The sequence below is a fragment of the Mogibacterium pumilum genome (assembly GCF_002243385.1).
GTDB classification, from domain to species: Bacteria; Bacillota; Clostridia; order Peptostreptococcales; family Anaerovoracaceae; genus Mogibacterium; species Mogibacterium pumilum.
This window is the reverse complement of the sequence record NZ_CP016199.1, coordinates 203,075-217,302: the sequence shown is the minus strand read 5'-3', so window position 1 is coordinate 217,302 and position 14,228 is coordinate 203,075. Positions and strand designations below refer to the sequence as shown.

Here is a 14,228-nt window from a genome sequence, read left to right as displayed (position 1 = left end):
CGATACCATTCTAGGAATCATGAAGCTTTTATCTTGATCTATTTCGAAAATAATGTCTGTTTTACTATTTTCATCATCATAGTTCTCAATCTGCTTTTCAACCGTTTTCCATGTATCCGGGTCAAATTCCGAGAAGCGAACAATTTCGTTGCCTTTATACTTAAGAGCTTGGGTAAAGTCACCAGATGATGAGATATCTACTGTCCTAGGGATGTCAATGATACTCCATAGGACTAGGACGATTAAAGTTATAATAAACGTCGCATTGACATAGTATTTCAATCTGAATCCCGAAGCCCCATAAAAATCCTTCTTTCTGTTCCTATTCAGTATACTGATATAAGTGAACATATATTGAAAATAGAACAAAAGCGCCAACGGTAATCCCACAAAATTAATAACAATAGATGAAAGCGGTTGATCAGCACTGCTGTAGAGAAGTGCTGAAGGTGATATAGTGAATCCTTGTACACTTCGACTGATGCTAAAAAATAATTCTGCAAAAATAATTAGCATAAAAATAAAATTAGTAATCAAGCTCTTCCTATAGTATTTATGTTGACTCTGTACGTCTGTAAATGGCTCTGGGGCATCCGGATCATCCGTGTAGAATATCATCACTGAACCAGAACCGTATATCAGATGCCAGCCACAAGAAGCATATAAATCAAGCTCCTCCTGCGTCGTCTTGCTGTGCTTGTATGGCAAGACGCGATATCGTCTATCTCTTGGCTCATCAACATTGAATCTGCAAGTAAATAGATTGTCGTTAGCGAGGAGAAGTCCTTTTCTTGCCTGATATTCAAGCCAGTTCTGCTTATAGAACATATCAACTACGCCGAAAGGATCATATTTTAATTTCGTTTTCTTATCCATGATTACCCCCCATATTGAGTACTATGTGGTAACAGTGAAATGATATACAGCTACATCTTCGATGCAAACAGCCCAACCTTCGACTTCAGGTCGATAGGTCCACTGTATGCAACAACGACATATTTATTTCCCTTTCTGAGGAAAAGCATCTGTTTATAGAATGGAGCCTCATCTTTTTCAGAAGCTACGATATATGCCGCATAATCGAGCCCCTTGTATTTAAACTGCATATTTTGGATGCGCTTGTTCGATATGGCGAAGTCGTTATAGTATAGCTCTTCTTCCATATTAGATGGCATAAAGTGTGCGGCAATTTTTGCTGATTTAGCTTTGTATAGCTGAACCTGATACATGAGCTTTGGCTCAGATACACCATCTTTGTCGATTCTGGAATAAACCTCGAGGTCTTCTGAAGACATCTTTATCATCATGACATTACGGTCGTAACTTGTCTCGTATGTTATGGCGGGATTATCAACATCCTTATTATCATTTTTTACGGTCATATTCGCCCGAACTTCATCCCATGTGGCTGGGTCAAATTCGGAAAACCTTACAAGCTCAGCATCCTTATAGGCCAATGCCTCCTTAAAGCTGCTTGTTGTAGTATGTCTATCTGGCGCAAATACCGTGTACGCAAACATCCCTACCATTAACATAATCATTACATTGGTAAATATCATATTGGCAAAAAGCCTAGCCTTAAAACCTTTCACCCTATTATAAGAACCTCTTTTTAGCCGCCATACAAAAGTTGCATATTTAGAGATAATCATCAGGCAGAACAAAGCTAAAGTTGGCATCATTACTAAGTATATGAAAATAATTGGTGATGGTTTATCAGCTATCTGATAATATAAGTCAACTGGATTGAATATATACCCCTTCGCATTGAGCATTATATTCATCAGTATTGTAAATGTCATTAATGTCGATGTAATAAGGGCAAGGCCTATCCTCTTCACATAATACTTTCGTTCAGAAATGGCATCTGTAAAAGGCTCAGGGGCACTCTGATCATCTGTATAGAACACAGTTGTTGCATGCGTTCCACGCACACATGTCCATCCACATGACTCATATATATCCAGCTCTTCCTGCTCGATTTTCTTTCTTTTCTCAGGCAGAATTCGATACCTTCTCTCGACTGGTTCGCCATATTCAAAGTCGTATATAAAGTATCCAGTATATGTGAGAAGCAACCCCTTCTTAGCCATATCCTCGAGCCAATTCTGTTCCTGGTATATGTCTGAAAGATCAAAATAACAAGTCTTCTGTTTAATCTTATCGCTCATAACTTCACCTCCGTGCATCACTAAGGCACGCTTCCAATCTGCGGATTTCATCCTGATATAGCTGCTCGCCACGCTCTGTAATACTGTAAGAAATTCTTCTGCCATCTGGTGGTAACTTCTTGATTAAATCCTCCGCTTGAAAAAGTGAGAGAAGTGAATACAGAGTACCCGGTCCGAGCTTGACTCGACCATCCGTTAGGTCATTTACATAACTCGATATCTCCGTTCCACACATATCTGAGTGGTGGAAACAGAGCAATATGTAGAACATCGGCTCGGTTAATGGTTCCAATGATTTTTTGGCCATATATAGCACCACCCCATTGATCAAATTTGCTGTAAGATTCCTAATATCGTTAATCGATATTTCTAGCTAAAATATAATATCGTAATACGATATTGTCAATAATATTTATACAAAATAATAGCATGTACTAAAAAAGTACATGTTTGTCGTTCATACAAATGATTTTAATTACGTCTATCGCAAGATTTCCTAGGTGGAGCTCCTAGATGTATAACGTGCTATATCCTCAGACTGCTTGAGGTATCCGATATTTTCCTGCCTGAATCTATCATAAGTCCAACCTGATGCACGAAACACGTTCCCGTATGCAGTCCAGACGGCGCGAGTAGTCGCTCGCATGAGGAAGCGCCTTTTGAAATTTAGCCATCTGCTCTGCTTAAAATACCCAATGGTATAGGACTGAAAAATCACGTGAGGTAGCTCGTCATGAAGCATCTGAGCACAAATTCTCTTTAATGCTGGAGAGTCCGTAGCATCACTAAGGGCTGAGTAATACGAGAGAGCGACAATTTCTGCAGTTACAAGAGTTACGACCTCAGAGCGGATATCGCCACGTTTACGGAGACGGCTAAATGTCCTATCGAGAAAATTACTTTTGCGTAGTGGTAAATTATGAAAGCGCATGAATTCGCCAAGGTAAGAAGAATGGAAATTCTCCTCCTTGATAAATAGCTTCATGACATCGGGATATATATTCTCGTCGAACAAGCTTGCGAATGCTTCTGCCGCCTTGAGAAGATGAATTCCGTCGCTGTGCTCGCCTATTTGAAACGCAGAAATAGAAGGCAGTATCAGTGCTTTGGTTTCATCAGATAGAGTTGCTTCTTGAGAGAAATCTATATGCAGCCGGTGCTTGTCGTTTTCACGGAAAAACTCGAGCCACTCGTCGTAGTTGTATGTTACCGATGAATCATTTCTAAGTTCAATCATGATTACCTTTTTTTAACATAGTTTAGTAGATTTAAATTACGTCATATGTTAGCTATTATACCAGATGCGAGTAGTAACGAGAAATTGACGATTATTATACCGAAAAACAAGTCTTGCAGTATATGCTCCTGTGCTATTATAGTGACAGATTAAGTTTCAGAAATTAGGTGATAAATATGCTTACAAAGAAACAGTTTCAAATGAAGTATAACTTAACGAAGAGGGAAGTAGACGGCATCTGCGAATACTATGGGATCAAGAAGAACAAAGGTCAGTTCCAGATACCAGATGACACCGTGCCTGTTTATATCCCTGACAAGAGATGTGTCGATAAGGAGTTCTGCTTATATCTGTTCGTTGCAGATGCAATTCGCAAGAAAGTGACTCTGGTACCCGAGTTATTCTATTCGAAAGATGATGAAGTCAAAACTGTCGTAAGAGTTATGAGAGATAAAGGGCTTATTGAAAGGCTTGAAGGAAAACCCGAAGAAAGTCTGGAATATCAGGACTACATTCTCGGTCCTGAGTTCGCAGATTGGAAGAGAAATGCCACGGGCAATTTCAAGGTGATTAAAGAGCTTTTGGGAACTGTAGTTGAGTCTAGTTCGAAAGGCGCTGCAGCGGCTGTGCTCGAGCACTATACGACAATGTAAAAGAAACTTGAAGAAAGTGCAAAACGCCCATATCAGAAAATCATATCAGTGATTGTTGCTGCATTAATCACTGCAGTGATTTGTGGAGTTATGTATCTTATCTTCAGATGATTTCTAACTGGTATATGTAGTTGTTAGTTGTTTAAATATAACGATTACGTGCAATTGGTGCAACATTAGGTGCAACACCAACGGGGGCAAAATAAGTCAAATCACGACAATAAAGCTTGATGTGACAAAAAAGAAAAACACCGCAACTCGTTAGAATTGCAGTGTTTTGAGGTGGTGTCCCGAAGAGGATTCGAACCTCCGACACCCGCTTTAGGAGAGCGGTGCTCTGTCCCCTGAGCTATCGAGACATGGGTTGGGCGCTTGTGAATGACGCCTCCTGTGAACGTAATCCCGGATAAATCTCTGATTAACTACAATCATCAGCATTAAACACAAGCTTAATTATAATATCACTGAATCGTGTGTAGTTCAAGGCGGAGGGATTTATCGATAAGACTTATATTTTTGAATTGTCATATCTACATAACAAACGGGGGAGTCGTGGTAGTTATATAAAGAAAGATAATTATATTCTTCGAAATGAGATATGCTTATAAGTGAGAGGATGAACTAAATGTAGTGATATATGTGTGAACAACATGTGGACACAGCAATTTGTCTATATGCCATTAAATCTGTTTCAATTAATTCACCCAAAACACTTGACCTGAAACTATTTATAGTGTAATCCATTATGTAGCTAAATATAATTGTACGTTATGAAGACGCAACATGAACTCAAGAAGTGTTTATTAGTTCAATATTGAAAGGGGCAAAAGGTAAAATGAAAGAGACAAAGGGATTAATAGCAGAATTCAAAGAATTTATTTCTCGCGGAAATGTACTTGACATGGCCGTAGGTATCATAATAGGCTCAGCCTTTACGGCAATCATAACTTCACTGGTTAATGATATTATCATGCCAATTGTCGGTGTTATTATTGGAGGGATTGATTTCTCTGGCTTAAAGGTTTCTTTTGGAAGTGCAGCAATTAATTACGGGGTATTCATTCAGGCAATAATTAACTTCTTGCTGATTGCATTGACTGTATTCCTAATGATTAAGGCTATCAGTAAGGCTAATAAAAAGCAGGATAAGGAAGCTGCAGAAGAACCAGCTACGCCGACACCAGAGGTTGAACTCCTCACAGAGATCAGAGACCTTCTATCAAAGCGCGACTAGTTCGTACATATAGTTATGGTGATTGCAAAATATGATGGTGGCATGAAGCCATAAAAGGTATAAAAAAGCTAAAAAGATAACTTAATTTATTAAAAACAAAGGACATGGACATAGCACATGTCCTTTTCTCATGCGCGAGTACACGACGGTAGGGTAGGGACGATGATACGAGACGTCGTTTACGTCCGTTAACTTCTCTAATTCAACACTTAAACATAAGCAAATATTAAGATTTGAACGCGCCTCGAACGCCCTTAAAAGCTTGAAAAAAAGCCACAAATAGGCTAAAATGATTTTGTCATTTTGCCACAAAAAATCTGTGACAAATAGTGACAATTTAAGAAAACGGAGGGACGAATATGTACGATATCAGTCAAGTGCAGAGTGAATACAAAACCAAGCTGATCGATGCGGATTTCGCTGCCAGCCTAGTTAAGAGTAACTATAGGCTGCACTTCGGCGTGGGAACCGGGAGTTCCATCTATATGGACAGAGCCCTTGGAAAACGCCTCAAGACCGATACGCTCCTTCGCGGATTAGAGATTCAGACTGAAGTTGCCGTGAGAAATGATCTCCTGGAGACTTTCAAGGCGACGAGAGACGTTGACACAGTTAGATTTTATTCATCGCATTATACAGGCATGGACAGAATGATGGCGGATGCGGGAAACTGTTGGTACGTTCCAATTCTATTCAACGAAGAGCCGCTATATTGGGGACAGGAGGGCAATGGATTTGATATCTGCTGCATCCAGGTTGCACCAATGGATAGGTACGGTAACTTTAATTTTGGACCGACTAATGCCGACCTTCTCGGAATTATCAAAAATTCCAAGATTGTCATCGTTGAGGTTAACGAGAAGATGCCAATTGCGCTCGGGTACGAGTCGCATATCAATATATCTGATGTAAACTACATCATCGAGGGAGAGAGCCCTGAACTCGCAGAGTTCAAGGCGGCACCAGCGAGCCCTGAGGACAGAAGGATTGCCGAGTCGATAGTAGATCGCATTAGAAATGAAAGTACGCTGCAGCTCGGAATTGGAGCCGTGCCAAATGCAATCGGCGGCCTGCTCGCAGAGTCCGACATCCGTGACCTAGGTGGTCACAGCGAGGTAATCGTAGATTCTTTTATGAATCTCTATTATGCCGGTAAGCTGACCAACAACAAGAAGGTAGATAAGGGACTGACCGTGTATACGGCAGCTGTCGGTAGCAAGGCGCTGTATGATTTTATCGACGATAACCCAATCTGCTGTGCTGCACCGGTTGATTACGTTAACAGCGTTCACACTATTTCGCAGATAGATAATTTCATCTCGATTAATAGCTGCGTTGGAGTTGACCTCTACGGACAGGTTTGTTCAGAGAGTGCAGGCTTCAGACAGCTTACGGGAACTGGCGGACAGCTCGACTTTGTACTCGGAGCATTCTTATCTAAGAACGGTAAGAGCTTCATGTGCACGCATTCGACGAGAACTAAATCAAATGGAGAGGTCATATCCCTCATTCATCCGACTCTGCCAAGGGGTTCTATCATAACTACACCGCGAACAGCGACACACTATGTCGTGACTGAGTACGGTGCAGTCAACCTCAAAGGAAAGTCGACATGGCAGAGAGCCGAGAGTCTCATCAGCGTGGCGCATCCTGATTTTAGAGAAGAGCTTATTCAGGAAGCAGAGAAGATGGGAATCTGGCGTAACACAAGTAAGATTGAATATATTTAAGGTATATTTAATTCATATTTAATAATCTCGAAGTACTATTAGTACAGGAAAGGGAATTTAATAGCTGGGCTTTACAGAAGGTTGGTTCATGGATCAGACCGACGGGGTCATAAAGTCGTGGCACAGGCGCAGTAGCGTAATGCACAAGGAGGTTTTTATGATCACAGCAGTTGTAGGTGCCAATTGGGGCGATGAAGGTAAGGGTAAGATCACAGATGTGCTCGCACAGGAATCCGATTATATCGTGAGATTTCAGGGCGGAAGTAACGCTGGACACACTATCAAGAATGAGTTCGGTAAATTCGGACTTCACCTCATGCCATCAGGCATTTTTAACAAAGATGCTGTAAGTGTTCTGGGAAATGGAGTTGCTGTCAACGCCAAGAAGGTTTTCGAAGAACTCGCCTCTATCGAGGAGGCAGGCGTTCCGCATGGCAAGATTATCATTTCGGACAGAGCGCAGCTAGTAATGTCGTATCATATGGCGCTTGATGCGCATGAAGAGGAGAGGCTTGCTGGACATTCTTTCGGTTCGACTAAGGCGGGCATCGCACCGTGCTTCTCTGACAAGTATGCTAAGATTGGTTTTCAGGTTGCTGATCTCTATGCGGACAAGGAAGTCCTGATGGAGAGGATTAACAACGTGTGTAGCATCAAAAATGTGCTGTTCGAAAACTTGTATCACAAGCCGCAGATTAAGCCGGAAGATATCTATGAAGAGCTAATGGAGTATGCCGAGATACTGAAACCATACGTTGCTCATACTTCGCAGGTGTTAAACGACGCGTTTCGTGCGGGCAAAAACATCCTCTTGGAAGGTCAGCTCGGAGCACTCAAGGATACTGACCACGGTATTTATCCGATGGTAACATCGTCGTCGACACTTGCAGGATTCGGTGCTACTGGTGCTGGACTTCCACCTTATGCAATCGAGAGAATCGTTACAGTTGTGAAGGCGTACTCTTCAGCCGTTGGTGCGGGAGCTTTTGTCAGCGAACTATTTGGAGACGAGGCTGACGAGCTTCGTAGACGCGGCGGAGATGGCGGAGAATTCGGAGTAACTACAGGTAGACCTAGAAGAGTCGGCTGGTTCGATGCAGTTGCAACCAGATACGGCTGCATGATGCAGGGAGCTACAGAGGTTGCGGTCACAGTAGTTGACGTGCTGGGATATCTTGACGAACTCAAGATCTGTGTCGGCTATGAGATAGACGGAGAAGTGACAAAGGACTTCCCTAACACACCACTGCTCGAGAAAGCTAAGCCCGTTTACGAGATTCTTCCAGGCTGGAAGACAGATATCAGAGAAATCAAGAACTACGATGATCTGCCAAGTGAATGTAAGGCTTACATCGAGAGAATCGAAGAGGAAATAGGCGTTCGCGTATCCATGGTTTCAAACGGACCAGCGCGCGATGAACTGATTATCCGCTAATTTACAAGGATATGACTTACGGTTTGCAGGGGAATAACCTGTAGCTGAAAGGGAAACTTGCAATTTATAAAAGTATAACCTACTGACAGAGACAGTTCCTGACGGCCTAGCTGTCAGGAACTAAATACTTAAAGGGGTAAAAAATGTATAAGGAATCAATGCGTCAGACATGGGTAGAAATTGACCTTATGGCGCTAGATCACAACATCAAGGAAATCAAAAGAGTAATAGGTAACAGCGAAATAATAGGCGTTATAAAAGCCGATTCGTATGGACATGGCAGCGTTCGCTGTGCCAAGGTCCTACGTGCAAATGGAGTTACACGCTTCGCAGTTGCCACGATTGAAGAGGCTCTCGTGCTGCGTGAAGCAGGATTTAATGAAAGCATATTGCTCCTCGGCTTCGTACCAGAGGATTGCACAGATATAATAATCGAGCACAACCTAACAATTGTGGTCGGCGGTCTCGAGAGAGCAAAGAAGAGATCCGAGATTGCAGTTGAGAGAGGGGCGGTAATCGACTGCTTCATCGCCATTGACTCAGGCATGGGTAGAATCGGATACAGGATAGAAACTCCACTCGAGAAGGAGTTTGCGAGAACTGAGATTGAGGAGATGGACGAGCTCGAGGGACTTCGCATAAATGGCATGGTCTCGCACTTTGCGACTTCCGATGAAGCGGATTCGACATATACTAATAAGCAGCTTTCGCTATTCAACGACTTCTACGAGGAGCTCTCAGGCTGTGGCATCAACATCTCGATGTTGAGCATCGCCAACAGTGCTGCGATTATGGACTATCCAAGGACTCATTTTGACGCGGTAAGACCAGGAATCATCATGTATGGCTGCTACCCATCTGAAGAGGTAGATAAGACGAGGCTGGATCTTAAACCGGTAATGTCTGTAAAAGCGTATATCATACACATCAAGAAAGTTCCCGCTGGGACTTCAATCAGCTACGGCCGCAAGTTCATAACGGAGAGGGAGAGCAAGATTGCAACAATCTCTATCGGCTATGCTGACGGATACTCGAGGGCACTTACGGGCAAGGCGGAAGTTCTTGTAAATGGTTATCGCGTGCCAGTCGTAGGAAGCATTTGCATGGATCAGTGTATGGTCGACGTTACGGACGTACCCGGAGTTCTCAAAGGCGATGAAGTCGTGATTATGGGTCGCTCCGGTGAGGAAGAGGTTTCTGCAGAAGAGCTCGCAGGTAAGCTTGGAACTATCAACTACGAGATTTTATGCGACTTCGGCATGAGACTTCACAAGATATATATAGACAGAGAGCGCGAGGCGTATGACCTCGTTTAGGGCAGAGTAGTGCTGTGGTGCTATATGCTGTGAATTTGATCGCGAGAATGAGAATATAAAACTTATTCTGGAAGATGATTTGAGGGGGGCTAATGCTAGAGACCATTCAAAATATTGACGGATCGCTGCTCATCAAGTTTCAGAGCTTTGCTATTCATGACTCGCTGACGCCTATAGTCAAGATATATACACATCTCGGTGATGCGGGAATGATGTGGATAGTGATAGCGATATTGCTGCTTATATTTAAACGTACTAGGAAGTATGGGCTATTGATGCTTGCATCGCTAGCTCTGATGTATATTGTAAATAACCTTCTAATCAAGGAACTAATCGATAGGATGCGCCCGTACGAGGTATTTGATAATGTACAAAGGCTGATTGAGAAGCAACGTGATCCGTCATTCCCCTCTGGTCATTCGGCAAGCTCATTTGCTGCAGCGATGTGCATATATCTGAATTGCCCCAAGAAGTATGGAATCCCGATACTCTTGCTAGCGCTCTTGATGGCACTTTCAAGACTTTATGTAGGGGTTCATTATCCAGGTGATGTTGTGACTGGAGCAATCGTTGGCTCGCTTATGGCATGGCTCGTATACAAGGTGTACGATACAAGACAAGAAGCACTTCACCCAGCGAAGCATCGCAGAAGATAAGTAATGTTGCAGGAGAAAATATGAGTACAGACAGATTTAAGGTTGGAAATGATTGGGACGTCATTCTCTCTGAAGAGTTGGAGAAACCGTATTACCGAGCGCTAGAGGAGTTCCTCGATGAGGAATACGCATCGCATACCGTGTTCCCTCCGCGTGATGAGATATTTACGGCTTTCAGATACACTCCATATGATGACGTAAAGGTGCTGCTTCTCGGACAAGATCCGTATCACGAGGTTGGGCAGGCTCACGGCATGGCTTTTTCCGTACAGAAAGGCGTTAAACAACCACCTTCGTTGGTGAATATTTTTAAAGAGATAGAGTCCGACCTAGGAATTGCTCCACCGCCGATGAATAACGGCTGCCTGATTCCTTGGGCTGAGTCGGGAGTTCTTCTACTCAACACTGCTCTGACGGTTAGGGAATATGAGGCTAATTCACACCGTGACAAGGGTTGGGAATTGCTGACTGATGCGGTTATAAGCAAGCTAAATGAACGTGAGAAGCCACTAGTCTTCATGTTATGGGGTTCGAACGCAAAGTCGAAGCTGCCGCTCATCACGAACAAGAACCATCTGGTTATTGCTGGTGTACATCCGAGTCCTCTCTCGGCATATAGGGGATTTTTTGGCGGGAAATACTTCTCTCGTGCAAACAATTTCCTAGAGAGACATGGGGTTACTCCTGTAAACTGGGATGTGCGTTAGGTGAGAGCATTTAATTGAAGCATTCACATAACAACCACGCGGATTTCATGATATGACATATGGGTACATGTTAATATTTTAATTGAATTATTAAGCAATTTATAAATTATATTTAATGAAAGGCTGGAATTATGAATAACAAGAAGCTTAAGATGTCAAAGGTTACTATTGGAATTTACGTATGCACAGGAATCATATCTGTATATGCTCTATATGCGATTTTTAATTCGATTACATATCTTAGAAATTATTTCAATACTACTGGCTCATCAATCGGCGAGCACTTCGGAGATGCAATCTCTTATATTTTAAATCAAAGCTTGTCTTATATCGTATTCGCTGTTCTGCTATTTGTAGCATCAGTTATATTAACTGAAGTAAGGAAACTCAATCCGGAGAATTACATTAGCGATGAAGAAATGCAGGCTATCGCAGCAGTGAAGGCTGAAAAAGCTGCAAAAGCAGCAGAGGCCAAGGCTATGAAGGCAGAGGAGAAGGCTGCTAAAGAAGCCGCAAAAGTTGAGACTGCTGCAGTGGAGACAGAAGAACTTGGTGAAGCTGCGGTAGAGGAAGAAATTGAAGAATTAGCAGAAGAAGTAGTTGATGATGCTTTTGAGGTTAAATAAGTAATCTATTTAGATAAGTGATTTAATATAGGACACTATATGATGAGCTAAATAGTACGCTGCATACGTCGGAGTGAAATCTACATAACGAGTAACTAGGAATTAAACTATGATTAAAGCAGATATTCGCATTAACAGAACGCTACCTATTGAGCTGATCAATTTAATGAATAAGTGTGGGGAACGCAAGCGGAATCCTAAGACTGTGATCAAAGCACTACGAGATGGACTATTTATGGTTGGACTTTACGTCAACGATGAACTCATTGCCTTTGGTAGAGTGTCTGGGGATGGAGCTATGTATTTTCTGATTACCGATGTGATGGTTGATCCGAATTTTGAAAGAAGCGGTGTTGATATGCAGCTGTATAAGGAGATAGATGACTTTTTGCTTGCGGTAGCTCCTAATGATAGCAGAATTCTAGTTTTGACTAGTAAGAAATATGAGCCTGTGTTTCTTACTTTCGGATACGAATATATGGATTCCGATTATAGAACAGTGATGATAAGAGAGTAAATAGCCTCATAAATCTATTTCAAAAGCCAGATAGTAAAGCTTTGAAAGCGTTATACAAGATGTATGATTGACAAACATACAAAAAAAGTTGTGGTTTTACATAAAACAATAACATAATTTGATGTTAAATTTTACAAAAAACTATTGCAAATGATACTTAGGTGTTGTAGAATGTAGCCAAGAAGAGAAGGAAGATTGAAGAAAGACTAGATTAAGTAAAGGAGGACGAGCCAATGCCAACAGTTCATTGTGCGGCAGCGGTTCGTAGGAAGGTGACAAAAGCCGATTAGAGTTGAACCTGTTCGTAGGTATGTACACGGTGCTGAAACCGGCGGCAAAAGTCAATCGGAATACGGAAGCGCTGCTGTGGAAGCCATAGGGCGAGAGAAAAATAACAGAACAGAATAAACGATGTATATTAAAAGGACGTTATCTACGGTTTGTAGAGACGTCCTTTTTCATGCTTTACTTGGTGATTAACCAAACGTAAAACCCATATATGGCGGATATTTATTCAATGAACTATCATATAATGCAGTTATGTCATCTGATTTTGCAGATATTAATCCAAGCACGGTGGCAGTTTTGCTGTATTTATCGCTAGGCATCATATATTCACATATATGTTTTCTGTATCTCATAGCCAAAGCTTTGCAGAGAAATAGTCCAAGATTCAAATCTCCGCCAGCTTCGTTGAACGTAAGAAGTTCAGAGATATCAAGTGAGTCCGGCTTTTCACTCACTGAGCACGATGCGATCCCAAGTGGCTCAGCTCTAGTACTATCACTAATTAGAAGCATACCTTTACCGTCTATAGTTGATGACGATGCAAATTGTAAGGCTCCTTGTGATAATTTAATATGGGTACGATCTTTTAGAATATATTCTCTATACTCGTTGTACTTTTCTGCCGCTATCGAATCAATGCATAGACTTGTCACATCAAAATTGTTGCAAATGCTGCAAACAGAACGAGAATTATTACCGTAAAATGCATTAGAGATACCGTCATTATCATGAGAGTTTGAGGAAATACCATTAAATGTGTTGAAAATCTCCCTATCGGTAAACTTAACAACAGCTTGTTCGGCGTACATGAATTTTTTATATTCGAGGGGTTCATAAAAATCAATCAAGTTAGGCTCAGCAGGGGAGAGCATCGAGAGCTTTCGACTGCTCTCAGCAATCTCTCTGGCATAGACCGTGATATGAGAGCCGTAGCCCTTGCCACGAGCGGCAGGATCAGTGCAGATTGCGTAACTCATCTCTATTGATTTTCCGGCTATTTCAGAGTCTTTGTTATCAGGCACAATCAACCTTCCCATATCAAACTGGGTGAGAGCCGCCTTTAGCACATTCTTGTCATCTTGCTCCTCTAGTATTAGAAAGTCTATGTAGTTATCTCGAAAGCATTTATCAAAAAAGTTGATGAAATCTTTGTCATCTCCGAACACCTTGCTGCGAAGCTCTACAAAGTCATTGAAGTCAGAGGCCTCGCGAGGTCTGATAATGTATTTATTTTTCATAAGCCGTATATTTCATGAGTAGAAAATCTGGGTGGTAGCTCTCCTTAGCCTTGCGAAGACCTTCGATTCCCATGTCCTCCTCGCGGTTAACATATTCAACATCAGGAAATCTCTCGGAAATCGCTCTCACGAATTCACGGTTGATCATCGTGTATGCGCCCTCGATACTTGGGAGAGCCTTTTCGAAATGCACATCCATGGTTAGTTGGTCCAGCTGAGTAGCTGCGGTAAATGCAACTGGTAATCCATTCTGATAGAGTAGACCTCCAAAGAATCCAAGTGCTTCGAAGTTCTCGAACATCTGCTCGATAGCTCCAGCTTCTTTGACGAGATCAGGGTCGCCTTTTTCTTTGTAGAATTCAGTGACAAAATCTCGTGCAGTATCAATATCTGAACCACCCTCGATGAGCTTGAACTCCC

The 14,228-nt window shown here is 42.1% G+C and carries 15 protein-coding genes and 1 tRNA gene; 9 read left to right on the top strand and 7 right to left on the bottom strand.

The window, feature by feature from the left end; translation table 11 throughout:
* From AXF17_RS01140 to AXF17_RS01125, 4 genes are all read right to left on the bottom strand, one after another.
* On the bottom strand, positions 1-876 hold an 876-nt coding region (locus AXF17_RS01140; RefSeq protein WP_157682616.1), incomplete at its 3' end, for a DUF2812 domain-containing protein.
* 50 nt (positions 877-926) lie between these two features.
* On the bottom strand, positions 927-2,276 hold the full coding sequence (locus tag AXF17_RS01135; protein WP_094233427.1) for a DUF2812 domain-containing protein: 1,350 nt from the start codon (positions 2,274-2,276) through the stop codon (positions 927-929).
* Complete coding sequence (locus AXF17_RS09775; RefSeq protein WP_237049086.1) at positions 2,176-2,406, bottom strand: PadR family transcriptional regulator; 231 nt, start codon at positions 2,404-2,406, stop codon at positions 2,176-2,178. The genes AXF17_RS01135 and AXF17_RS09775 overlap by 101 nt, the downstream gene beginning before the upstream one ends.
* Before the next feature lie 261 nt (positions 2,407-2,667).
* A complete protein-coding gene (locus AXF17_RS01125) occupies positions 2,668-3,408 on the bottom strand; it encodes a hypothetical protein (protein ID WP_094233425.1) in 741 nt (246 codons plus the stop codon).
* Positions 3,409-3,584: 176 nt separating this feature from the next.
* On the opposite strand from AXF17_RS01125, the gene AXF17_RS01120 reads away from it, so the two are divergent.
* On the top strand, positions 3,585-4,061 hold the full coding sequence (locus AXF17_RS01120) for a hypothetical protein (protein WP_094233424.1): 477 nt from the start codon (positions 3,585-3,587) through the stop codon (positions 4,059-4,061).
* Between the two features lie 283 nt (positions 4,062-4,344).
* Here AXF17_RS01120 and AXF17_RS01110 read toward each other — a convergent pair.
* Positions 4,345-4,420 (bottom strand) — tRNA-Arg (locus AXF17_RS01110).
* Between the two features lie 476 nt (positions 4,421-4,896).
* On the opposite strand from AXF17_RS01110, the gene mscL reads away from it, so the two are divergent.
* The 8 genes from mscL to AXF17_RS01070 all read left to right on the top strand — a co-directional run bounded on the left by mscL (position 4,897) and on the right by AXF17_RS01070 (position 12,282).
* Positions 4,897-5,295 carry a large-conductance mechanosensitive channel protein MscL gene (mscL, locus tag AXF17_RS01105; protein ID WP_094233423.1) on the top strand — a complete coding sequence of 133 codons (399 nt, stop codon included), beginning with the start codon at positions 4,897-4,899 and terminating at the stop codon, positions 5,293-5,295.
* 359 nt (positions 5,296-5,654) lie between these two features.
* Entirely contained in the window at positions 5,655-7,025 is a 1,371-nt protein-coding gene (locus AXF17_RS01100; RefSeq protein ID WP_094233422.1) for an acetyl-CoA hydrolase/transferase family protein, read from the top strand.
* A gap of 157 nt (positions 7,026-7,182) precedes the next feature.
* Positions 7,183-8,460 carry an adenylosuccinate synthase gene (locus AXF17_RS01095; RefSeq protein ID WP_094233421.1) on the top strand — a complete coding sequence of 426 codons (1,278 nt, stop codon included), beginning with the start codon at positions 7,183-7,185 and terminating at the stop codon, positions 8,458-8,460.
* Positions 8,461-8,603: 143 nt separating this feature from the next.
* Positions 8,604-9,776 (top strand): alanine racemase, encoded by a 1,173-nt coding sequence (gene alr, locus AXF17_RS01090; RefSeq protein WP_094233420.1) that lies wholly within the window; start codon positions 8,604-8,606, stop codon positions 9,774-9,776.
* A 92-nt stretch (positions 9,777-9,868) separates the two neighbouring features.
* Positions 9,869-10,432: a phosphatase PAP2 family protein gene (locus AXF17_RS01085; RefSeq protein WP_094233419.1), complete on the top strand. Its 564-nt coding sequence runs from the start codon at positions 9,869-9,871 to the stop codon at positions 10,430-10,432.
* Between the two features lie 20 nt (positions 10,433-10,452).
* Positions 10,453-11,139, top strand: coding sequence for a uracil-DNA glycosylase (locus tag AXF17_RS01080; protein WP_094233418.1), 687 nt, complete (start codon positions 10,453-10,455; stop codon positions 11,137-11,139).
* A 131-nt stretch (positions 11,140-11,270) separates the two neighbouring features.
* Positions 11,271-11,765, top strand: coding sequence for a hypothetical protein (locus AXF17_RS01075; RefSeq protein WP_094233417.1), 495 nt, complete (start codon positions 11,271-11,273; stop codon positions 11,763-11,765).
* A 109-nt stretch (positions 11,766-11,874) separates the two neighbouring features.
* Complete coding sequence (locus AXF17_RS01070) at positions 11,875-12,282, top strand: GNAT family N-acetyltransferase (RefSeq protein ID WP_094233416.1); 408 nt, start codon at positions 11,875-11,877, stop codon at positions 12,280-12,282.
* Positions 12,283-12,758: 476 nt separating this feature from the next.
* Here the strand turns inward: AXF17_RS01070 and AXF17_RS01065 are convergent, their stop codons facing one another.
* On the bottom strand, positions 12,759-13,808 hold the full coding sequence (locus tag AXF17_RS01065; protein WP_094233415.1) for a GNAT family protein: 1,050 nt from the start codon (positions 13,806-13,808) through the stop codon (positions 12,759-12,761).
* Positions 13,798-14,228, bottom strand: a 431-nt coding sequence (locus AXF17_RS01060) for a phosphatidylglycerol lysyltransferase domain-containing protein (protein ID WP_157682615.1), incomplete at its 5' end; no start/stop codon positions are given. The genes AXF17_RS01065 and AXF17_RS01060, both read right to left, overlap by 11 nt.

Excerpts from the sequence above, each read along its gene's own strand:
- AXF17_RS01135 (WP_094233427.1), bottom strand. The coding sequence starts at position 2,276 with ATGGCAGAAGAATTTCTTACAGTATTACAGAGCGTGGCGAGCAGCTAT.
- AXF17_RS01125 (WP_094233425.1), bottom strand. The coding sequence starts at position 3,408 with ATGATTGAACTTAGAAATGATTCATCGGTAACATACAACTACGACGAG.
- AXF17_RS01100 (WP_094233422.1), top strand. The coding sequence starts at position 5,655 with ATGTACGATATCAGTCAAGTGCAGAGTGAATACAAAACCAAGCTGATC.
- alr (WP_094233420.1), top strand. The coding sequence starts at position 8,604 with ATGTATAAGGAATCAATGCGTCAGACATGGGTAGAAATTGACCTTATG.
- AXF17_RS01075 (WP_094233417.1), top strand. The coding sequence starts at position 11,271 with ATGAATAACAAGAAGCTTAAGATGTCAAAGGTTACTATTGGAATTTAC.
- AXF17_RS01070 (WP_094233416.1), top strand. The coding sequence starts at position 11,875 with ATGATTAAAGCAGATATTCGCATTAACAGAACGCTACCTATTGAGCTG.
- AXF17_RS01120 (WP_094233424.1), top strand. The coding sequence starts at position 3,585 with ATGCTTACAAAGAAACAGTTTCAAATGAAGTATAACTTAACGAAGAGG.
- AXF17_RS01065 (WP_094233415.1), bottom strand. The coding sequence starts at position 13,808 with ATGAAAAATAAATACATTATCAGACCTCGCGAGGCCTCTGACTTCAAT.
- AXF17_RS01085 (WP_094233419.1), top strand. The coding sequence starts at position 9,869 with ATGCTAGAGACCATTCAAAATATTGACGGATCGCTGCTCATCAAGTTT.
- mscL (WP_094233423.1), top strand. The coding sequence starts at position 4,897 with ATGAAAGAGACAAAGGGATTAATAGCAGAATTCAAAGAATTTATTTCT.
- AXF17_RS01080 (WP_094233418.1), top strand. The coding sequence starts at position 10,453 with ATGAGTACAGACAGATTTAAGGTTGGAAATGATTGGGACGTCATTCTC.
- AXF17_RS01095 (WP_094233421.1), top strand. The coding sequence starts at position 7,183 with ATGATCACAGCAGTTGTAGGTGCCAATTGGGGCGATGAAGGTAAGGGT.
- AXF17_RS09775 (WP_237049086.1), bottom strand. The coding sequence starts at position 2,406 with ATGTGTGGAACGGAGATATCGAGTTATGTAAATGACCTAACGGATGGT.